The following is a 20580-nucleotide window of genomic DNA, read 5'->3' on the forward strand; positions in this document are numbered from 1 at the left end:
CGACGCTCGGCCGGCATCCCGGCCGGGACCCCGGCGGGGATCCGTCGGCCGATGTGCGCGCAGGCGCGATCGCGGACGACCGGCGCCCTTCCCCCTTGCCTCAGCACCATATCCGCGTGACCCCTGGCTGGTCAGGGGCTTGGTGATTCCCGTGCGTGATCCCGTTGTCACAGGTAGCCGGAAACCCGGACATCCGGGATCGCCCCCCGGGCTGTTTCAAGCCACTTCGCGAAGAGTCTTGACAGCGGGATTGGTCTGGACCAACTTGAACGGCGCATGCCATGCGCCGTCACCTCCCCACGCGGTACGGCCCGTCGCCCACCTCACCCCTCCCCCCACGGAGCCCACGTGAACCGCATACGCGCCCTCTCCCTGCCGCTCGCCGCGACCCTCGCCGCGGGCGCCCTGACGGCCCTCACCGCCGGTGCCGCACAGGCCGCGGACGTCAACGTCGCCCGGAACGGCGGCTTCGAGTCCGGCCTCACCCACTGGTCCTGCACCGGCGGAAGCGGCGCCTCCGTCTCCTCGCCCGTGCACTCCGGCGCGGCCGCGCTCAAGGCCACCCCGGCGGGCGCGGACAACGCCCGCTGCAGCCAGACCGTCACGGTCAAGCCGAACTCCACGTACACCCTGAGCACCCAGGTCCAGGGCAGCTACGTCTACCTCGGCGCGAGCGGCACGGGCACCCAGGACGTCTCCACCTGGACCCCCGGGACCGGCGCCGGCTGGCAGAAGCTGTCCACCACCTTCTCCACCGGCCCCTCCACCACCCAGGTCACCGTGTACACGCACGGCTGGTACGGCCAGCCGTCCTACTTCGTGGACGAGTTCAGCGTCTTCGGCCCGGACGGCGGCGGGGGCACCGACCCCGGCCCCTCCCTGCCGGGCGCGCCCGCCGGGGCCGCCGTTTCCGGTCAGAGCGCGAACGGCCTCACCCTCGCGTGGAACGCCGTCGGCGGGGCCGCCGGCTACCACGTCTACCAGGACGGCGTCCGCGTCCAGACCGTGTCCGGGACCTCCACGCCCGTCACCGGGCTCGCGCCCGCCACCTCGTACTCCTTCCAGGTGAGCGCGTACAACGCGGCGGGCGAGGGGCCGAAGTCGGCGCCGGTCACCGGCACCACCACCGGCGGCGGCAACCCGGGCAACCCGGCCGTGCCCAAGCACGCGCTGACCGGCTACTGGCAGAACTTCAACAACGGCGCCACCGTCCAGAAGATCTCCGACGTCTCCGCGCAGTACGACATCATCGCCGTCTCCTTCGCCGACGCCACCACCACGCCCGGGGCCATCACCTTCAACCTGGATTCGGCGGGCCTCGGCGGCTACACCGTCGCCCAGTTCAAGGCGGACATCGCCGCGAAGAAGGCGGCCGGGAAGTCGGTCATCCTCTCCGTCGGCGGCGAGAAGGGCACCATCACCGTCAACGACTCCGCGTCGGCCGCCAACCTGGCGAACTCGGCCTGGGCGCTGATGCAGGAGTACGGCTTCACCGGCATCGACATCGACCTGGAGAACGGCCTCAACCCGACCTACATGACGCAGGCGCTGCGCGCCCTGTCGGCGAAGGCGGGCCCCTCGCTCGTCATCACGATGGCCCCGCAGACCATCGACATGCAGTCCCCGCAGGGCGGCTACTTCAAGACGGCGCTCAACATCAAGGACATCCTCACCGTCGTCAACATGCAGTACTACAACAGCGGCTCGATGAACGGCTGCGACGGCAAGGTCTACTCCCAGGGCTCGGTGGACTTCCTCACCGCGCTGGCCTGCATCCAGCTGGAGGGCGGACTCGACGCCTCGCAGGTGGGCATCGGGGTCCCGGCCTCCCCCAGCGGGGCGGGCAGCGGCTATGTCTCCCCGACCGTGGTCAACAACGCCCTGGACTGCCTGGCCCGGGGAACGAACTGCGGTTCCTTCAAGCCGTCGAAGACCTACCCGGGGCTGCGCGGCGCGATGACCTGGTCGACGAACTGGGACGCCAAGGCGGGTAACACCTGGTCGAACTCGGTGGGTCCCAAGGTCCACGGGCTCCCGTAGGCGGTACGTGTGGGGGTGGCCGGAACCGGTTCGGCCGGCACCTCAGGTCCTTGACCGGGACATGCCATCAGAGGACGCTGAGCGCGTCCGCACGGCTACCCCCACACTCCCGACCCAGGAGAACGCATGCGGCTCCACACCCGCCGGAGGGCCGCCCTGACCGCGGCCCTGCTGGCGCTCGCGCTGGGCGCACCCGCCTACGGCATGAGCGCGACGGCTGCCCCTCCGCCCACCCCCTCGACCGCGACCCAGGACGAGGCCGTCGTCCAGTACCGGATCCACGGCCCCTCCACCGTCGCCGACCGCACCGCCCTGCTCCAGACGGGCGTCTCCATCGACGAGGTGGACGAGCACACGGTCGTCGTCAGCGCCGACACCCTCCAGGCGAAGAAGCTCAGGGCGCTCGGCTACAAGCTGACCCCGCTGCCCGGACCCCCGGACCGCTCCCTGCCCGGTATGGCCGCGAGCCCGATGGACTTCCCCTCGGCCGACGCGAAGTACCACAACTACGCCGAGGCCACGGCGGAGATCAACCAGCTCGTGGCGCAGTACCCCGCCATCGCGAGCAAGCGCGTGATCGGGAAGTCGTACCAGGGCCGGGACCTCCTCGCCATCAAGATCAGCGACAACGTGGCGACGGACGAGTCCGAGCCCGAGGTGCTCTTCACCGCCCACCAGCACGCCCGCGAGCACCTGACCGTCGAGATGGCGCTGTACCTGCTCAAGGAGTTCACCTCCAAGTACGGCAGCGACTCCCGCGTCACCAACGCCGTCAACGGCCGCGAGATCTGGATCGTGCCGGACCTCAACCCGGACGGCGGCGAGTACGACATCGCCACCGGCTCCTACCGCTCCTGGCGCAAGAACCGGCAGCCGAACTCAGGCTCCTCCTACGTCGGCACCGACGAGAACCGGAACTGGGGCTACAAGTGGGGCTGCTGCGGCGGCTCCAGCAGCAGCAAGAGCTCCGAGACCTACCGGGGCGCGGCCGCCGAGTCGGCACCCGAGGTGAAGGTGGTCTCCGACTTCGTGCGCAGCCGGGTCATCGGCGGAAAGCAGCAGATCAAGGCCGCGATCGACTTCCACACCTACAGCGAACTGGTGCTGTGGCCCTTCGGCTACACCTACAACGACACCGCCCCGGGCCTGACCGCCGACGACCTCGCCGTCTACAAGAAGATCGGCACCGGCATGGCGTCGAGCAACGGCTACACCCCGGAGCAGTCGAGCGACCTCTACATCACCGACGGCACCATCGACGACTGGCTGTGGGGCAACCAGAAGATCTTCGCCTACACCTTCGAGATGTACCCGGAGAGCGGCAACGGCGGCTTCTACCCGCCGGACGAGGTGATCGACCGCGAGACCGCGCGCAACAAGGACGCGGTGCTCCAGCTGCTGGAGAACGCGGACTGCATGTACCGCTCCATCGGCAAGGAGGCGCAGTACTGCTCCTAGCCCGCACGTGGACGGGGCGCCCCTGCCGCAGGGGCGCCCCGTCCGTGCGCGCGGCTCAGCCCAGGACGGCGAGGGCGTCGATCTCGATCAGCAGCCCGGCGGGCAGGCCCACGTAGACGGTGGTGCGCGCGGCGGGCGCCTGCGTCAGGCCCTGCTCGTCGAAGTACGCGTTGTACAGCTCGTTCATCTCGGCGAAGTGGGCGGTGTCGGTGAGGTAGACGCGGATCATCATCACGTCGTCCCAGCCCGCCCCGCCCGCCTCCAGGACGGCCCGGACGTTCTCCAGCGTCTGGAGGGTCTGCTCGCGCAGGGTCGGCCCCGCCGGGACCGGCGGCCGGCCCTCGACCTGCGGCAGGAAGCCGACCTGGCCGGCGACCTGGAGGATGTTCCCCTTCCGCACGCCGTGCGAGAACCTCGCCGGCGGCACGGTGTGGGTGGCGGGGGTGATGGCGGTCTTCTCGGTCACGCTCTCTCCTGTACTCCCGAATAGTCCTGACTGATGGCTTCGGCGGTGCGCAGCACCTGCGGCAGCAGGCCGAGCAGCCCGTCGGCCGGTACGACCACCCCGGGCGCGGAGACCGACAGCGCGGCCACGACCCGCCCGTCCGGGCCGCGCACGGGCGCGCCCAGGCAGTTGACGGACTCCTCGTGCCCGCCGAAGTCGGCGGCCCAGCCCTGTTCCCGTACGAGGTCCAGCTCGCGCAGGAACGCGGCGGCGTCCGGGGTGGAGCGGGCGGTGTAGCGCGGGTACTCGATCCGGTGGGCCAGCGCCCGGCGCTCGGCCTCGGGGAGGTCGGCGAGGATCAGCTTGGCCACGGCGGCGACCGTGAGGGCCACGGGCCTGCCGATGCGGGAGTACATGCGGACCGGGTAGCGGCTGTCGACCTTGTCCACGTAGACCACCTCGTCGTCCTGGTGGAGCGCGAGGTGGACGGTGTGCCCGGTGGCCCGGTTCAGCTCCAGCAGATGGGGGTGCGCGACCTCGCGGACGTCCAGGTTCTCGATGGCCTCGGCGGCGAGGGCGAAGAGCCGGGCGCCGAGCCGGTAGCGGCCGTCGGGGCGGCGGTAGACGAAGCCGTGCTCGTGCAGGGTGCGCAGCAGGCGCAGGGCGGTGCTCTTGTGCACGCCGAGCGCGTCCGCGACCTCGCCGAGCCCGGCGGGGCCCCCGGCGAGCAGCGGCAGGATGCCGAGCGCCCTCTCGACCGACTGGCTCATCCGCTTCCTCCCGTGCCCGCGGGGCCCGGCCCCCGCGGCGGGGCCGCGCGTTGACCCGCCGTCACCGGGGATGTTAGACAGCATGCAGCGGTACACGCAACGACCGTTGCACCCCACGCAACCCCGGGAGGCACCCGCATGGCCAGCGCCAGCGACCCCGTCAAGGACCTCGCCGACGAGCCCGTCGACCACCGGTTCAAGGGACTGCCCCCGGACGCGCGGGGCCTCACCGTCGGGCAGCTCGCCGCGCAGCGCCGGGACCTGTTCAGGGGCGGGTTCACCACCCCCGTCCTCACCCTCGACGCGGAAGCGCTGGAGCACAACCTCACCGCACTCGGCGCGTACGCCGCCCGCCACGGCCTCGCCTTCGCCCCGCACGGCAAGACCTGCATGGCCCCGCAGCTCTTCCGCCGCCAGCTGGAGCACGGCGCCTGGGGCATCACCGCCGCCGTCCCGCACCAGGCCCGCGTCTACCGCGCCTTCGGCATCTCCCGGATCTTCCTCGCCAACGAGCTGGTCGACCCGGCCGCCCTGCACTGGGTCGCCGCCGAGCTCACCGCCGACCCCGGCTTCCGCTTCGTCTGCTACGTCGACTCCGTACGCGGCGTCCAGCTCATGGACCGCGCCCTGCGGGGCCGCACCACGCGCCCGGTGGACGTCGTCGTCGAACTCGGCGCCGGCGAGGGGGCCCGTACCGGCGCCCGTACCGAGGAGGAGTGCCGGGCCGTCGCCGACGCGGTCGCCGCCACCGGCACCCTGCGGCTGGTCGGCACGGCCGGCTACGAGGCCGAGGTGCCCGGGGCCGGTCCGGAGAGCGTCGCCGCCTATCTGCGCCGGCTGACCGCCCTCGCCGTCGAGTTCGACCGGGACGGACGGTACGCGGCCGGCCTCGACGAGATCGTCGTCAGCGCCGGCGGCTCCGCCTGGTTCGACTCCGTCGCCGATGTCTTCGCCGAGCTGCCCGAGCTGTCCCGGCCGGTCCTGAAACTGCTGCGCTCCGGCGCGTACGTCTCCCACGACCACGGCTGGTACACCCGGCTGACCCCCTTCAACCGGCACCCCGGCGAGGGCGGGCTGCGCCCCGCCTTCCGGCTGTGGACCCAGGTGGTCTCCCGCCCCTCCGCCACCCAGGGCTTCGTCAACGCGGGCAAGCGCGACATCGCCTACGACCTCGGGCTGCCCGAGGCCGAACTGGTCCGCGACGGCCTCACCGGCGAGGAGCGGCCCGCCACCGGCGTGCGCGTGGTGAAGCTGTCCGACCAGCACGCCTGGCTGGAGACCGACACCGCCGAGGACGTGCGGGTGGGCGACTGGGTGGCGCTCGGCATGTCCCACCCGTGCACGATCTTCGAGAAGTGGCCGCTGATCCCCGTGGTGGAGGCCGACGGCACCGTCACCGACTACGTCCGCACCTTCTTCTAGGCCCGCCGCCGTGGACCTGGTCATCCGGGGCGCCCGTGTCGTCGACGGCACGGGCGGCCCCTCGTACACCGCGGACGTCGGCGTCCACGAGGGCCGGATCGCCGCCCTCGGCCGGCTGTCCGGGGGCCGCCGGACCCTGGACGCGCACGGCCTGGCCCTCGCCCCCGGCTTCGTCGACATGCACGCCCACAGCGACCTCGCCCTGCTGCGCGACCCGGACCACAGCGCGAAGGCCGCCCAGGGCGTGACCCTCGAAGTCCTCGGCCAGGACGGCCTCTCCTACGCCCCCGTCGACGACCGCACCCTCGCCGGGGTCCGGACCGCCATCGCCGGCTGGAACGGCCCCGGTGACGACATCGACTTCGACTGGCGCACCGTCGGCGGCTACCTCGACCGGCTCGACCGCGGCTTCGGCGGCGAGGGCATCGCCGTCAACGCCGCCTACCTCGTCCCGCAGGGCACCGTACGCGCCCATGTCATCGGCTGGGACGACCGCCCGGCCACCCCGGACGAGCTGGACCGCATGCGGCGGCTCGTCGCCGACGGCCTCGCCGAGGGCGCCTTCGGCATGTCCTCCGGCCTCACCTACACCCCCGGCATGTACGCCTCCGGCTCCGAACTCACCGAGCTGTGCCGGGTCGTCGCCCGCTACGGCGGCTACTACTGCCCCCACCACCGCAGTTACGGCCGCGGCGCGCTCGCCGCCTACGCCGAGATGACCGCCCTGGCCCGGGAGGCCGGCTGCGCCCTGCACCTCGCGCACGCCACCATGAACTTCGGCGAGAACGCGGGCCGGGCCGGGGAACTCCTCGCCCTGCTCGACGCGGCCCTGGCCGAGGGCGCCGACATCACCCTCGACAGCTACCCGTACACCCCCGGCTGCACCACCCTCGCCGCCCTGCTGCCCAGCTGGGCCCACGAGGGCGGCCCGGACGCCCTCCTGGCCCGCCTCCGCGACGACGGCCACGCCGGGCGGATCCGCCACGCGCTGGAGAGCGAGGGCTCCGACGGCTGCCACGGCGTGCCCGTCGACTGGTCCACCGTCGAGATCTCCGGCGTCACCGACCCCGCGTACGCCCCGTACGTGGGCCGGCGCCTCGACGGCTGGGACACCGCCCGCCGGCTGCTGCTCGGCGACCGGCTCGCGCCGACGGTGCTCCAGCACGTCGGCCACGAGGAGAACGTCCGGGCGATCATGCGCCACCGCGTCCACACCGGCGGCTCCGACGGCATCCTCCAGGGCGCGAAACCGCACCCGCGCGCCTACGGCACCTTCCCGCACTACCTCGGCCACTACGTCCGCGAGCTGGGACTGCTCAGCCTGGAGGAGTGCGTCGCGCACCTGTCCGGCCGGCCCGCGGCGCGGCTGCGGCTGCCCGACCGGGGGCTGGTCCGCGTGGGCCACCGCGCCGACCTGGTGCTCTTCGACCCCGCCACGGTCGCGGCCGGAGCCACCTACGAGCGGCCGCGCACCCTGCCCGCGGGGATCCCGTACGTCCTGATCGACGGCCGCTTCGTCATCCGCGACGGCCGCCGCACGCCGGTGCTGGCCGGGCGGGCGGTGCGCCGGACCGGGGCGCCGGGACGGTAGATCAGCCGCCTACGATGGCGCCACGGTCGCCTTCGCCCTCGCCGCCCTGCTCTTCCTCGCGTTCTGCGTCAACGTCCGGCGGGACCGGCGCCGTTTCAGCAACGCCGTCCTCCTCGGGCTGACCTTCCTGACCGCCTTCTCCGCCCTCTTCCTCCAGGTGTCCAAGCTGCCCGGCTGGGCCACCGTCACCGTCGTCGTGCTCACCTTCGCCTCGCCCGCCTTCGGCGTGCTGGCGCTCGGCGTCCTGCTCGTCCGCAACGGCCTGACGATGATCCGCAAGGAGGGGCTGCGCCCGGCCACCATGCTGTCGCTGCTGGCGGGCATCGCCGTCTTCGCTCTGATCGGCCTGCTGGTCCTGGTCGTCGTATCGGAGTCCTTGGTCCTCGGCGGCATCGCCGGGACCCTCACCGTGGTCGCCGGCTACATCTCCTTCGTCTTCTTCTGCTTCCTCGGCTACGCCTTCCTCTACGGCCGGATCAAGGTCCGCGGGGACGTCGGCCATGTGGTCATGCTGGGCTCGGGCCTGGTCGGCGGCGACCGGGTGCCGCCGCTGCTGGCCTCCCGGCTGCGCAAGGGACAGCAGATCTACGAGCGCCAGCTGGCCCGCGGCAGCCGCCCGCCGCTGCTGCTCGTCTCGGGCGGCAAGGGCACCGACGAGAAGGTGTCCGAGGCCCGCGCGATGGCGGACTGGCTGATCGCGGAGGGTGTACCGGCCGAGCACGTGGTGCTGGAGGAGCAGTCCACGACCACCGAGGAGAACCTGCGGTTCAGCCGGGCGATCATGGAGGAGCACTACGCGGCCTACCGGTGCGTGATCGTCACCAACAACTTCCACGCCTTCCGGGCGGCGATGCTGGCACGCAAGACCGGGGTGAACGGGCAGGTCGTGGGCTCGCCGACGGCGAAGTACTACTGGCCGAGCGCCACGATCCGGGAGTTCGTCGCGGTGTTCTGGGAGCACCGCGCGGTGAACCTGTCGATCTGCGGCCTGCTGACGGTCTTCGGCACGCTGGGCACGCTGGCGGCGGTCCTGGTCTGAGAAGGTGCCGTGACTCCCCCCTTGGCAGCCACGGCACCGGTCGCGGTCTCGTCCGTCCTTCTGCTTCCCGCTTCCTCAGACGCGCTGCCAGAGGGCGGGGACGTTCGGCGGCTCCCAGCCGGCCTGGGCCTGGTGGCCCTGGAGGCAGCGGTAGGTCCCGCCGCCGTAGGTGACGGTGGCGCCGGCCGCGTAGACCGTGCCCGCCTTCCAGGTGCCGCCCGGCTCGGGGTCACCGGGGCCGGGGCCGGGGCCCGGGTCGGATCCGGTGACCTTGAGGGTGAGCCCGTAGGCCGACAGGATCGGGTTCAGCGGCTGGAAGAAGGTGGTGCCGCCGCTGGAGCAGTTGCCGGAACCGCCCGAGGTCACGCCCTGGGCCTGGCTCCCGGAGATGTAGGAGCCGCCGGAGTCGCCGGGCTCGGCGCAGACCGTCGTACGGGTCACGCCGGAGATGGTGCCCTCGGGGTAGGTGACGCTGGTGTTGTGCTGCTGGATCGTGCCGCAGTGCCAGCCGGTGGTGGAGCCGGAGCGGCAGACCGAGGCCCCGACCGGCTGCAGGACCGAGCCCGTGACCTGCACGTTCGCGCCGCCGCTGCCCTTCACGTACGGGGTGGCGGTCCAGTTGGTGTTCGCGGCGACCCAGGCCATGTCGTTGCCGGGGAAGACGGACGCCTGGAAGGAGCCCTGGGCGACCTGGTTGAAGCCGGTGGTGGTGGTCCCGGCGCGGCCGCAGTGCCCGGCGGTGGCGAAGCCGTTCACGGTCCCCTTGGTCACGGGGAAGCCGACGGAGCAGCGGCCGCTGCCGTTCATGTAGTACGCGTCCCCGCCGCGCAGGTCGTACAGCGGGCGCGGGGCCTCGGCCGTGCGGACCACCGTGACGAGCGCGGGGTCGGTGCCGGTGGCGGCGAGCAGCCGGGCCGCGGCCCCCGCCTCGGTCTCCTCGACGACGAGGGTGTTGGCCCGCGCGTCCACGTACCGTACGGGCGTCCGCGGGCCCGCGGCCCGGTCCAGGACGGCCTTGGCGGAGTCCAGGTCGGCGAGGGCCCGTACGACGATCCGCGCGTCGGCCCCGGCGGCCCGTATCGCGGCGGTGTCGGCGGCCCGGGTGGTGGCCACGGTGAGGGTGCCGGCGTCGGCCCCGTCCACCCAGGCCCCGGCGAAGGCCGCACCGAGCCGGTCCCGCAGGCGGGCGGCGGTGGCCCCGGCCTCGGCCTCGTGCACCAGCCGCGCCTTGGCCTGCGTGGGGGTCAGGCCGAGGTCGCGCTGCAGGGCGGCGAGCAGCTCGGGCGGCGCGTCGGCGGTCCGCAGGGCGGTGGCGGCGGAGGGGGCGGTGGGTCCGGGGACGGGCTCGGCGGTGGCGCCGCCCGACCCGGCGAACAGCAGCCCGGCGGCGGCCAGGGCGGTACACGCCGCGCGGGCGTGTCGCTTGAGCATGGGGGATCTCCTCGGTTTCCGGTGGGGGGTCTGCGGAAACCGTAGAAATCCGAACGACGTTGTGGGAGCTGCCGGTTGGCCCCTCCCCCGGTGTTATGGCCCCGGCCGAGGTGCGTTCATGGGGCGGGGGCCGGACGATGGGGCCAGGGGAAAACCGTAGGAGGTACGCGATGGTCAGTGAACCCGACGAACAGCCCACCCGGTCGGACCGCCTCTTCACCGGCGGCGAACGACCGTACGACCCCGAAGACCTGGTCATGGCCACGGGCCAGGACCCGACACCGGAGCGTGTCGAAAAGGCCCGCAAGATGATCGAAAAAGAAGGCCCCCAGGTAATCGAACGCTACCTGCCCTGACTACCCCCCTCCGCACGCCACGGGGCCGGGGCCACAAAAACCCCGGCCCCACCGCCCAATCCATCCCACCGCCTAATCCAGGCCGCCGGGCCAATTCCAGCCCCGCCGGCGTTTGAGGCGCGGGGGCAAGGGGCGGAGCCCCAACCAAGCCCCGCCGGGCCAACTCCAGCCCCGCCGGCGATTGAGGCGCGGGGGCAAGGGGCGGAGCCCCAACCAAGCCCCGCCGGCGATTGAGGCGCGGGGGCTCGGGGGCAGCGCCCCCGCAACGGCGCCGCACCCGGCAACACACCCCCGGCACCCCCACCGGCCCCGGCCCCGGCCCCCTACACCCGCCCCAAAAAACCCCGCAAAGCGGAAAAATACCCCCCAGGATCCCCCACCCGCACGGAGTGCCCAGCCCCCAGCTCAACCAACCGCACGCCCGCCCTCCGCACCGCCATCTCCCGCGCCAGCCCCGCCGACAACACCCCGCTCCGCTCCCCCCGCACCAGCAACGTCGGCCGCGCCACCCGCAGCCAGTCCCCCCAGTGATCCCCGTTCAGCCGCCGCTGGGACTCCACCATGTCCTCGACCTCGAAGGCCGTCCCCCACCCCTCCACCCGCTCCCGCACCGCCCCCTCCAGATACGGCGCCGCACTCCCCACCCCCGCCAGGAACTCCTCCCGCGTCGCCGCCCGCACCGGCCACTCCCGCGCGAACGACAGATCCCCGTCCACCACCGCCCCGATGTCCTCGACCACCACCGCCCGCACCAGCTCCGGCCTCCACGCGGCCAGCTGATACGCGTTCACCCCGCCCAGCGAATGCCCGAGCACCACCGCCGGCCCCAGCCCGATGTGCTCCAGCAGGGCCGCCGCGTCCTCCACGTACCCCATCCGGGTGTACTCCGTAGCCCGGTCGGAGTCCCCGTGCCCCCGCTGGTCCAGGGCGATCACCCGCCACGCCGGCCCCACCTCCCGCGCGAGCCGTTCGAAGTCCGCCCCCTGCCCGAAGTGCCCGTGCAGCGCGAGCAGCGGAGCCCCCGGCCCCCCGAAATCCGTATAGGCCAGCCTCCGCCCGTCCGCCGTCACCATCACCCCCGGCAGCGGCCCGAGCGTGTCGATGACCCGCCGGCGCAGCAGCTGGTACTCCTCCCACCGCCGCCGCAACCGCCCGCCCGGCCGCTTCACGACCCGCCCCGGCGTCACCGTCTCCCCCCGCCGGAACTGCTCCCGCGTGAGGTCCACCCGTATCCCCCCGGGCAGCAGGTTCCACCAGTGGTAGCCCTCCTGACGGCCCCCGTGGAACACCTCGCCCAGCACCAGGTCCCCGCCCACCAGGTCCTGCACGAGCAGCGCCGTGATGTCGCACTGCCCCCACGCCGGATTCTCGGCGGACCAGGGCACCCGGCTGATGTCGGCGGGCTCGCACGTGTCGGCGGACCATCCCGCCCTGATGGCCGCCTCAAGATCCGCGAGAGTCCAGGGATTCGTCATCCCTCCACCCTGCCGGACCCCACTGACAACGCCCGGGCAGTCCCACGCCCACCCATCACCACCGAACCACTGCTCCGAACGGCGGCCCCACGCCTCACTCCTCGCACACGGGGACGACAATCACCGCCCCGCGTCACCCCCCGTGGTACACAGGGTGACCGCATGTTTCTCTCGCGTACGCACCGACCCGGCCCAGGTCAGAGCGCACAGACGGGTCGCCGGCCGCGAAGTCGGGTAAAGAGAGCCGACAAGTCGACGACGGCGGCGGTTTCATCAGCGAAGATAGTGCGAGACCCCTGCCGTCGGGCAGCGGGCATCCGGAACTACCCGTACAGGGGCGGTGAGTTACATGATCCTGGCAGCCGAAAAGGGCGACATCACCACCATCATCGGCGGAATCGCCCCCAACTGGGGGCCGTTCGGCAGTCTCGGCAACGAAGCGAAGGTCATGATCGAAGTGGTCATGGCCGTGGCGATCCTCCTGTGCCTCGGCATCGCCATCTGGGGCGCCGCCAAGCAGCGCATCGGCGCGACCGCCCTGCGCGACACGTTCAGCGCGGAACAGGGCAAGGGCCTGATCGTGGCCGGCCTCACGGGCGTCTTCATCATCGGCTCCCTGGGCACGCTCTTCACGATCGTCTACGGCATGGCCGTCTGACCGGCCCAACCGGACCGACCAGCGGTGGCCCGCACCTGATGAGGACTCACCACACCGCGTCCACGCGGTAACCAGCGCTACCGTCGTAGGACGCGGAGGGGGCGGAAACGGAATGAGCAACGACGACCAGTACGGCGGCGCCGGCCACGGCGAGGTCGGCGGCACGGGCCAGACCCGCACCCGCCTCCCCGAAGCCCCCACCGACCCGTACGGCCCCACCCGCCGCGCCCCCCGCACCTCCCGCAGCCTGGTCACGGTCGTCGGCGTGGTGGTCCTCCTCATGGCCGCCATCGCCTTCGCCAACCAGTCCCAGGACACCCCGGACGCCAAACCCACCAACACCACCCCCGCCACCTCCTCCACAACGGCCACGGGCACGGCCCCGGTGACGGACAGAGCAGCCGGCATCCCAAGAGGCTTCGCCCACAACGAACAGGGAGCCCAGTCCGCGGCCACCAACTACGCGGTGGCCCTCGGCTCCGACGCCATGTTCAGGAAGGACTCTCGGCACGCCCTCGTCGACGGCATCTACGCTCCCGACGTGGCCGCGCGCATGAAGGGCCCTCAGGACGCGGCGTACTCGCCCGAGTTCCTGGGGAAGCTGGGCCTCGACGCGAACGGCGCCCCTCCGCAGGGCAGCACCTTCGTCACCCGTACCGTCCCGATCGGCACCCGCGTCGACAGCTACACCCCGGCCGCCGCCAAGGTCTCCGTCTGGTACACCGGCCTCATCGGCATGTCCGGCACCAAGTCCACCGACCCGGTGCGGACCCTCTGGAAGACCTGGACCTTCGAGCTGAGCTGGGTCGGCGAGGACTGGAAGGTCGTCGACGACACCCAGCAGGACGGCCCCGCACCGGTTCCCGGCGATGTCCCCGTGTCGACGTCCGACGACATGAGCAAGGCCATCAAGGAGTTCGGAGGATTCACCTATGCCCGCTAGCCTGCGGCTCCCCGCCCGGCTGGGCGTGGTCGCCTCCGTCCACACCGCCCTCGCCGCCCTGGCCACCCACGCCTACGCGGCCCCCACACCGAGCCCCACAGCGACGCCGTCCCCCTCGGCCCCCGCCGCGAACGAGGACTGCGATCTGCTGATCGGCTCGGCCAAGGACTACTGCCTCAAGGGCGACGGCGCAGCAACCGGCGGCAGCACCGGCAGAGGACTCGACTCCACCGGCACGGACGCCCTCAACCCCCTCGCCTCCCTCGCCCGCGGCTGCGCCGACGCCGCCGCCTGGATCGTCACCAAGCTCAGCGAAGCCGTCAACGGCAGCGCAAACGTCGACTTCACCAACGCCACCTTCCTCAAGCAGTACGCCGTCGTCTTCGCCGCCTCCACCATCCTCACGCTCGTCCTCTGGCTCTTCGCCGTAGCCAAACGAGCCGTCCGCGGCGTCCCCCTCACCACCGCCCTCTCCGAAGCCATCGGCTTCCTCTGGCTCACCGTCCTCGCCTCCGCCTTCACCCCCCTGATCCTCTACACCGTCGTCTCCGCCACCGACGGCGTCACCGAGGTCATCGCCTCCGCCACCGGCGGCCAGACCGACGTCTTCTTCGGCTCCTTCACCGAAGCCCTCAAGAAGGGCGACGACATCGGCGGCGGCCCGATCATGCTGATCGTCGTCGCCCTCGTCACCGTCCTCGCCGCCGGCATCCTCTTCCTCGAACTCTTCATCCGGGCCGCCCTCCTCTACGTGGGCGCCCTCCTCGGCGTCGTCGTCTACGCCGGCCTCGTCGACCGCAACCTCTGGGGCCACGTCCGCCGCTGGGCCGGCATCATGATCGCCGTCATCCTCGTGAAGCCGGTCATCGTCATCGTCCTCGGCCTCGCCGGCGCCCTGACCGGCGAAAAGGGCCCCAACGCCTTCTCCGCCGTCGTCACCGGCCTCTCCATCATCCTGCTGGCGATCTTCGCCTCCGCGATGATCTACCGCTTCGTCCCCGGCTTCGGCGACGAGATCGCCGCCGCCCGCTCCAACCGCAGCAAGGCCACCGACGGCGCCCAGGCCGCCGCCGTCATCAGCTCCCCCGCCTCCCTCGTCTCCCAGGGCATCAAGACCCACAGCAGCCGCGGCGCCCACCGCGGAGGCGACAGCGGCGCAGGCGCGGCACCCCGCCCCGCCAACCCCCTCTCCGGAGGCGTGGCCGCCCACAGCAGCCGGCCCACCTCCGGCGGCGGCACCGGCGCCGGCACCCTCCCCGCCGCACCCGCGCCCCGTACGGGCTCCAGCACGAGGAACACAGGAGGTGACGGGCGTTGACGACCCAGTCCCACCAGCTGCACCCGGTCGCGCCCCGCCGCACGTATCTCATCGGCCGCGCCCGGCCGAACGCGATCGTCGGCAAGAACCGCGAGACCGGCGAGATCGCCCTGATCATCGTCGGGGCCTTCCTCGGCATGATGAGCGGACTGCTCGTCCCCGGCCTCACCCTGCGCATCGTCGCCCTCGTCGGCTTCCCCGTGCTCGCGCTCTCCGCCGTGTACGTCCCGTACAAGGGCCGCACCTTCTACCGCTGGTTCGAGATCAACCGCAGCTACAAGCGCACCCTGCGCCGCGGCACCACCTACCGCTCCGGCGCCGTCGAAGCCGGCATCCGCGCCGCCGACGGCCGCGAGGTCGAGATCGGCCCGCCCCCCGGCATCGGCCGCATCAACTGGCTCGCCGCCCCCTTCGGCCCCGACGAGATCGCCGTACTCCTCCACGCCGACCGCCGCACCGTCACCGCCGCCATCGAGATCGAGGGCCCCGGCGTCGGCCTGCGCGACAGCGAGGACCAGGAAGCCCTCGTCGACCGCTTCGGCACCCTCCTCAAGCACGTCGCCAACGGCGACGGCTTCGTCACCCGCCTCCAGATGCTCGCCCGCACCCTCCCCGCCGACCCCGACGCCCACGCCAAGGACGTCGCCCAGCGCGGTGACACCCGGGCCCCCGTCTGGCTGCGCGACTCCTACGACCAGCTCCAGTCGATGGTGTCCACCTCCTCCGAGCAGCACCGCGCCTACCTCGTCGCCTGCATGCACTACACCCGCGACCTGGCCGCCGAAGCCGTCACCATCGCCCGCGCCTCCACCACCCGCAAGGGCCGCAAGCTCGACCGCGACTCCGGCCTCGCCATCGTCATGGCCCGCGAGCTCACCGACATCTGCGCCCGCCTCGCCGAGGCCGACATCCGCGTACGCCAGCCCCTCGGCCAGGGCCGCCTCGCCTCCCTCGTGCACTCCATGTACGACCCGGACCACCCCATCGACCACATCCAGGCCATGACCAAGCGCAACGCCTGGCCCGCCGAGCTCGACGCCGTCGAACCGACCTTCCTCCAGGCCAAGACCCGCGAGTCCTCCACCCGCGCCCCCTGGTGCCACGCCACCGCCTGGGTCAAGGAATGGCCCATGACCCCCGTCGGCGTGAACTTCCTCGCCCCCCTCCTCGTCCACACCCCCGACGTCATCCGCACCGTCGCCGTCACCATGGACCTGGAACCGACCGAGGTCGCCATCGAGCGCATGCTCACCGAGAAGACCAACGACGAGGCCGACGCCTCCCGCGCCGCCAAGATGAACCGCACCGTCGACCCCCGCGACATCGCCGCCCACGGCCGGCTCGACCAGAGGGGTGAAGATCTCGCCAGCGGCGCTGCCGGAGTCAACCTGGTCGGGTACATCACGGTGTCCTCGCGTTCACCGGAGGCCCTCGCCCGCGACAAGCGCACCATCCGCGCCTCCGCCGGCAAGTCCTACCTGAAGCTGGAGTGGTGCGACCGCGAGCACCACCGCGCCTTCGTCAACACCCTGCCGTTCGCCACCGGCATCCGACGCTAGCTGGAGGGAAAAGCCGCCCATGCGAGATCCCATGACAGCGCTGACGGACGCCTTCACCAGCTTCCTCTTCGGCAAAGTCGAAACCACGCGCCTGCCCGTACGCACCTCCACCGGGCAGGCGCAGGCCGTCTACCTGCCCACCGCCGCCCCCGGCCTCGGCGACTCCGGCGTCATCATCGGCCGCGAGGTCTACAGCGGCAAGGGCTACATCTACGACCCCTTCCAGCTGTACGGCCAGCAGCTCCCGGCCCCCCACTGGCTCGTCCTCGGCGAATCCGGCAACGGCAAGTCGGCCCTGGAGAAGACCTACGTCCTGCGCCAGCTCCGCTTCAAGGACCGCCAGGTCGTCGTCCTCGACGCCCAGGGCGAGGACGGCGTCGGCGAATGGAACCTCATCGCCCAGGAGCTGGGGATAACCCCCATCCGCCTGGACCCCATCGCCGCCAACGACTCCGGGATCCGCCTCAACCCGCTCGACCCGGCCATCACCACGACCGGGCAGCTCGCCCTGCTCCGCACCATCATCGAGGTGGCCATGGGCCACGGCCTCGACGAACGGGCCGGCTTCGCCCTCAAGGTCGCCCACGCCTACGTGGTGCACACCATCACCACCCGCCAGCCGGTCCTCACCGACATCGTGGAGCAACTGCGCCATCCCGAGGCCGAATCCTCCCTCGCCATGAATGTCGACATAGACGATGTCCGGGCCTGGGGCCTCGACGTGGCACTCGTCCTCGACCGCCTCGTCGACGGCGACCTCCGCGGCATGTTCGACGGCCCCACGACCGTCGGCATCGACCTCGACGCCCCCCTGATCGTCTTCGACCTCTCCCACATCGACCGCAACTCCATCGCCATGCCCATCCTCATGGCGATCGTCGGAGTCTGGCTGGAACACACCTGGATCCGCCCCGACCGCAAGAAGCGCATCTTCCTGGTCGAGGAAGCCTGGCACATCATCAACAGCCCCTTCGTGGCCCAGCTCTTCCAGCGCCTCCTGAAGTTCGGCCGCCGCCTCGGCCTGTCCTTCGTCGCCGTCGTCCACCACCTCTCCGACGTCGTCGACGGCGCCGCCGCCCGCGAAGCCGCGGCCATCCTCAAGATGGCCTCCACCCGCACCATCTACGCCCAGAAAGCCGACGAGGCCCGCGCCACCGGCCGCGTCCTGGGCCTCCCCCGCTGGGCGGTGGAGATCATCCCCACCCTCACCCCCGGCATCGCGGTCTGGGACGTCAACGGCAACGTCCAGGTCGTCAAACACCTCATCACCGAAGCCGAGCGCCCCCTCGTCTTCACCGACCGCGCCATGACCGAGTCCTCCACCCCCAGCCGCCTCCCCGACGACCTCCTGGCCGCCGAACTGGAAGCGGAGGAACGCGCCCTGTCCATCGAACGCCGCCGCGGCACCGGCAGCACCACGGTGGCCTGACATGCACGAAGCACGACGTACGGAACCCCCCGCGCGCGGCGGCGGAATCCCGGACGGCCTGCTGGTCGCCCTCCTCGCCTTCCTCCTCGGCCTGGCCGTCCTCGTCTGGACGGCCACCGGCCTCTCAGCCCTCTTCTCCCACGGCACCTGGCCCGACACGGTCACCTTCACCCGCACCCCGACGGCCGTCCGCGCCCTGATAACAGAACCTCACGACATCCCCGCGGCCTGGCCGGACACCCCCGCCCCAGCCCTCCCCGGCTGGGGCCTCTTCTGGGGCCTCTTCATCGGCCAACTCCTCACCCTCTTCGTCCTGACCATCTTCACCATCAACGCAGTAGCCAGAACCAAATCCCGCCGCGCCCTCCAAAAGGCGGGCCTCCTACCCCCCACCCCGGCCCCGCCGACACCCATTCCAGCCCCACCCATTTCAGCCCCGCCGGCGCTTGAGGCGCGGGGGCCCGGGGGCCGCGCCCCCGCAACGACGCCGCACCCAGCCACCCTCCCAGCAGCACCCAATCCAGCCCCGCCCACTCCAGCCCCGCCGGCGCTTGAGGCGCAGGGGCCCGGGGGCCGCGCCCCCGCAACGACGCCGCACCCGGCAACCATCCCAGCCCCACCCCCAGCCCCGCCGGCGTTTGAGGCGCGGGAGCTCGGGGGCAGCGCCCCCGCAACGGCGCAGCACCCAGCCACCCTCCCTGCACCCCCACTCCCAGCCTCGCCGGCGCTTGAGGCGCGGGGGCTCGGGGGCAGCACCCCCGCAACGACGCCGCACCCGGCAACGCACCCAGCCCCCTCGGCCATCACGCCCCGGGCCGCGGGGCCCAAAACCCCCACCGCCCTCACCTACGCCACCCCCACCACCCGCCTCCACACCGCCACCCACCACCTCACCCCCACCCAAACCCCCGGCCCAGCCCTGATCATCACCTCCTCCCCCACCCTCTACGCCGAGACAAGGGCCGCCCGCGCCAAACTGGGCCCCGTCCTCCTCTACGACCCCTCGCACCTGTGCGAAGACACCCCCCGCCTGCACTGGAACCCCACAGAGGGCTGCACAGACCGCACCACCGCCGCCACCCGCGCCACCGCCCTCCTGGCCCCGGTCCGCCCCCAGGCCCGCATGGACGCCCCCGTCGCGGACACCGCCGAAACGCTCCTGCGCAGCTGGCTGCAAGCCGCCGCCCTCGACGACCGCCCCTTCAAGCACCTCCACCGCTGGGCCCAGGGCAACTCCGCCCAGGACCCCGTCCGCATCCTCCGCACCCACCCCCAGGCCACCGCCGGAGCGGCCGGCGAGCTGGAGAGCGCCCTCACCGCCCACCCCGAACGCCGCGAGCTCGCCCAGCACCTGACGGCCCGTGCCCTCGCCTGCCTGACCTCGGTCCACATCCGCGAGGCATGCACCCCGAACCGAACAGATTCGCTGACCCTGGCTTCATTCCTCGCCGAAGGGGGCAGCCTCTACGTAGTGGGTGAACCCCTGGAAGACCCCCGCACCCACCCGGGTGCCATGCCGCTCCTGACGGCACTGGCCTCACACGTGGTCGAGCACGGCCGCCGCATGGCCGCACGGTCATCCCACGGTCGGCTCGACCCACCACTGTCCCTGGTGCTGGAGGACGTGGCCGCGGTGGCCCCGTTCCCCCAGCTCCCGGACGTCCTGGCCGAGAACGTCCTCCCGGTCCTGGCCCTGTGCCGCAGCCGCGAACAGGCCCGCTCCCGCTGGCCCGAAGCCGGCTTCTAACCCCCGGCCGGCCGCGCCATCACATACTCCACCTCCAAAGCCCCGCCACCCCCAGGCTTCGGCACGACCACCCCACTCACCTCGAACCCATACCGCCGGTAGAACGCCCCGGCCCGCGCATTCCCCTCATGCACAAACAGCCGTACGCGCTCCAGCCCGGGCTCCTCCACCCCCCAGGCCCACTCCAGCGCGGCGTCGAACAGCGCCTCGGCCAGCCCCCTGCCCCGCCACGCGGCCCGCACGAACACCCCCACCACATGCCCCTGCGCCCGCTCGACCTCCAGCCCGAACAAGTCGGTGGTCCCGGCCTCCTCCACCAGCACGGTCACCGCCCCGTCCCACTCGCCACCGGGCCCCACGGCGACGAACTGCCGAGCGGCCCGCCCGTGCGAGGCGCCCTGAGCCCGCGCCTGCCAGAACTCGTCAGGGTGCCCCTGCGCCTGCTCCACCGTCTCCAGAAAAGCCACGGGCGCCGCGGGATCCTCCAGCCCGGCGAGCCTCAGCTCCCGGACCTTCTCCCACTCCTCGGCACGTACGGCTCGTATCACATGCTGCAGTTGCTCCATGAGCCCAGAGCCTAAACGCAGAAAAGCCCCGCACCGGACCCTGAAAGGGCTGGTGCGGGGCTTTCCCACAATGATTGTTCGGCGGCGTCCTACTCTCCCACAGGGTCCCCCCTGCAGTACCATCGGCGCTGAAAGGCTTAGCTTCCGGGTTCGGAATGTAACCGGGCGTTTCCCTAACGCTATGACCACCGAAACACTATGAAATTTGAACGCTGGTGTTTTCACAGCTGTTCGTTATTTCAGAACTAACACAGTGGACGCGAGCAACTGAGGACAAGCCCTCGGCCTATTAGTACCAGTCAGCTCCACCCGTTACCGGGCTTCCACATCTGG

General features: G+C 72.0%; 17 protein-coding genes and 1 rRNA gene. 12 read left to right on the top strand and 6 right to left on the bottom strand.

The genetic code is table 11. The features are described from left to right. The first annotated feature begins 348 nt into the window (after positions 1-348). Together ABZ873_RS09705 and ABZ873_RS09710 are read left to right on the top strand one after the other, a co-directional pair. Entirely contained in the window at positions 349-2040 is a 1692-nt protein-coding gene (locus tag ABZ873_RS09705; protein ID WP_360867857.1) for a glycoside hydrolase family 18 protein, read from the top strand. A gap of 126 nt (positions 2041-2166) precedes the next feature. Next, positions 2167-3498: a M14 family metallopeptidase gene (locus ABZ873_RS09710; RefSeq protein WP_360867860.1), complete on the top strand. Its 1332-nt coding sequence runs from the start codon at positions 2167-2169 to the stop codon at positions 3496-3498. Between the two features lie 55 nt (positions 3499-3553). On the opposite strand, the gene ABZ873_RS09715 is transcribed toward ABZ873_RS09710, so the two are convergent. After that, positions 3554-3964: a RidA family protein gene (locus ABZ873_RS09715; protein WP_360867864.1), complete on the bottom strand. Its 411-nt coding sequence runs from the start codon at positions 3962-3964 to the stop codon at positions 3554-3556. Beyond that, positions 3961-4713: an IclR family transcriptional regulator gene (locus ABZ873_RS09720; protein WP_360867867.1), complete on the bottom strand. Its 753-nt coding sequence runs from the start codon at positions 4711-4713 to the stop codon at positions 3961-3963. The genes ABZ873_RS09715 and ABZ873_RS09720 overlap by 4 nt, the downstream gene beginning before the upstream one ends. Before the next feature lie 138 nt (positions 4714-4851). On the opposite strand from ABZ873_RS09720, the gene ABZ873_RS09725 reads away from it, so the two are divergent. The 3 genes from ABZ873_RS09725 to ABZ873_RS09735 are packed head-to-tail and all read left to right on the top strand — an operon-like array spanning position 4852 to position 8765. Next, complete coding sequence (locus ABZ873_RS09725) at positions 4852-6135, top strand: amino acid deaminase (RefSeq protein ID WP_360867869.1); 1284 nt, start codon at positions 4852-4854, stop codon at positions 6133-6135. A 10-nt stretch (positions 6136-6145) separates the two neighbouring features. Next, on the top strand, positions 6146-7726 hold the full coding sequence (locus ABZ873_RS09730) for a D-aminoacylase (RefSeq protein WP_360867872.1): 1581 nt from the start codon (positions 6146-6148) through the stop codon (positions 7724-7726). Between the two features lie 46 nt (positions 7727-7772). Next, entirely contained in the window at positions 7773-8765 is a 993-nt protein-coding gene (locus ABZ873_RS09735; RefSeq protein ID WP_360867927.1) for a YdcF family protein, read from the top strand. Between the two features lie 75 nt (positions 8766-8840). Here the strand turns inward: ABZ873_RS09735 and ABZ873_RS09740 are convergent, their stop codons facing one another. Beyond that, positions 8841-10196, bottom strand: a complete 1356-nt coding sequence (locus ABZ873_RS09740; RefSeq protein WP_360867875.1) for a carbohydrate-binding protein — start codon at positions 10194-10196, stop codon at positions 8841-8843. Positions 10197-10366: 170 nt separating this feature from the next. Between ABZ873_RS09740 and ABZ873_RS09745 the strand changes: the two genes are divergently transcribed. After that, complete coding sequence (locus ABZ873_RS09745; protein ID WP_360867878.1) at positions 10367-10552, top strand: hypothetical protein; 186 nt, start codon at positions 10367-10369, stop codon at positions 10550-10552. 323 nt (positions 10553-10875) lie between these two features. Here the strand turns inward: ABZ873_RS09745 and ABZ873_RS09750 are convergent, their stop codons facing one another. Then, entirely contained in the window at positions 10876-12027 is a 1152-nt protein-coding gene (locus ABZ873_RS09750; RefSeq protein WP_360867881.1) for an alpha/beta hydrolase, read from the bottom strand. Between the two features lie 349 nt (positions 12028-12376). Between ABZ873_RS09750 and ABZ873_RS09755 the strand changes: the two genes are divergently transcribed. The 6 genes from ABZ873_RS09755 (at position 12377) to ABZ873_RS09780 (ending at position 19681) form a co-directional block, all read left to right on the top strand. Continuing rightward, positions 12377-12685: a hypothetical protein gene (locus ABZ873_RS09755; protein ID WP_008742356.1), complete on the top strand. Its 309-nt coding sequence runs from the start codon at positions 12377-12379 to the stop codon at positions 12683-12685. Positions 12686-12797: 112 nt separating this feature from the next. Further along, positions 12798-13628: a hypothetical protein gene (locus ABZ873_RS09760; RefSeq protein WP_360867885.1), complete on the top strand. Its 831-nt coding sequence runs from the start codon at positions 12798-12800 to the stop codon at positions 13626-13628. After that, positions 13618-14946: a hypothetical protein gene (locus tag ABZ873_RS09765; protein WP_360867888.1), complete on the top strand. Its 1329-nt coding sequence runs from the start codon at positions 13618-13620 to the stop codon at positions 14944-14946. Before ABZ873_RS09760 ends, ABZ873_RS09765 begins: the two co-directional genes overlap by 11 nt. After that, positions 14943-16505: an SCO6880 family protein gene (locus ABZ873_RS09770; RefSeq protein WP_360867891.1), complete on the top strand. Its 1563-nt coding sequence runs from the start codon at positions 14943-14945 to the stop codon at positions 16503-16505. Before ABZ873_RS09765 ends, ABZ873_RS09770 begins: the two co-directional genes overlap by 4 nt. 19 nt (positions 16506-16524) lie before the next feature. Further along, positions 16525-17934: an ATP-binding protein gene (locus tag ABZ873_RS09775; RefSeq protein WP_360867894.1), complete on the top strand. Its 1410-nt coding sequence runs from the start codon at positions 16525-16527 to the stop codon at positions 17932-17934. Between the two features lies 1 nt (position 17935). Continuing rightward, a complete protein-coding gene (locus tag ABZ873_RS09780) occupies positions 17936-19681 on the top strand; it encodes a type VI secretion protein (protein ID WP_360867897.1) in 1746 nt (581 codons plus the stop codon). On the opposite strand, the gene ABZ873_RS09785 is transcribed toward ABZ873_RS09780, so the two are convergent. Both ABZ873_RS09785 and rrf read right to left on the bottom strand, forming a co-directional pair. Further along, a complete protein-coding gene (locus ABZ873_RS09785) occupies positions 19678-20247 on the bottom strand; it encodes a GNAT family N-acetyltransferase (RefSeq protein ID WP_360867900.1) in 570 nt (189 codons plus the stop codon). The two genes, ABZ873_RS09780 and ABZ873_RS09785, sit on opposite strands and share 4 nt — an antisense overlap. A gap of 76 nt (positions 20248-20323) precedes the next feature. Then, a 5S ribosomal RNA gene (gene rrf / locus ABZ873_RS09790) occupies positions 20324-20440 on the bottom strand. Positions 20441-20580: the final 140 nt, after the last annotated feature.

This window comes from Streptomyces sp. NPDC047014, assembly GCF_040644195.1.
Lineage (GTDB): Bacteria > Actinomycetota > Actinomycetes > Streptomycetales > Streptomycetaceae > Streptomyces.

Excerpts from the sequence above, each read along its gene's own strand:
- ABZ873_RS09710 (WP_360867860.1), top strand. The coding sequence starts at position 2,167 with ATGCGGCTCCACACCCGCCGGAGGGCCGCCCTGACCGCGGCCCTGCTG.
- ABZ873_RS09720 (WP_360867867.1), bottom strand. The coding sequence starts at position 4,713 with ATGAGCCAGTCGGTCGAGAGGGCGCTCGGCATCCTGCCGCTGCTCGCC.
- ABZ873_RS09725 (WP_360867869.1), top strand. The coding sequence starts at position 4,852 with ATGGCCAGCGCCAGCGACCCCGTCAAGGACCTCGCCGACGAGCCCGTC.
- ABZ873_RS09740 (WP_360867875.1), bottom strand. The coding sequence starts at position 10,196 with ATGCTCAAGCGACACGCCCGCGCGGCGTGTACCGCCCTGGCCGCCGCC.
- ABZ873_RS09745 (WP_360867878.1), top strand. The coding sequence starts at position 10,367 with ATGGTCAGTGAACCCGACGAACAGCCCACCCGGTCGGACCGCCTCTTC.
- ABZ873_RS09750 (WP_360867881.1), bottom strand. The coding sequence starts at position 12,027 with ATGACGAATCCCTGGACTCTCGCGGATCTTGAGGCGGCCATCAGGGCG.
- ABZ873_RS09755 (WP_008742356.1), top strand. The coding sequence starts at position 12,377 with ATGATCCTGGCAGCCGAAAAGGGCGACATCACCACCATCATCGGCGGA.
- ABZ873_RS09760 (WP_360867885.1), top strand. The coding sequence starts at position 12,798 with ATGAGCAACGACGACCAGTACGGCGGCGCCGGCCACGGCGAGGTCGGC.
- ABZ873_RS09765 (WP_360867888.1), top strand. The coding sequence starts at position 13,618 with ATGCCCGCTAGCCTGCGGCTCCCCGCCCGGCTGGGCGTGGTCGCCTCC.
- ABZ873_RS09775 (WP_360867894.1), top strand. The coding sequence starts at position 16,525 with ATGCGAGATCCCATGACAGCGCTGACGGACGCCTTCACCAGCTTCCTC.
- ABZ873_RS09780 (WP_360867897.1), top strand. The coding sequence starts at position 17,936 with ATGCACGAAGCACGACGTACGGAACCCCCCGCGCGCGGCGGCGGAATC.
- ABZ873_RS09785 (WP_360867900.1), bottom strand. The coding sequence starts at position 20,247 with ATGGAGCAACTGCAGCATGTGATACGAGCCGTACGTGCCGAGGAGTGG.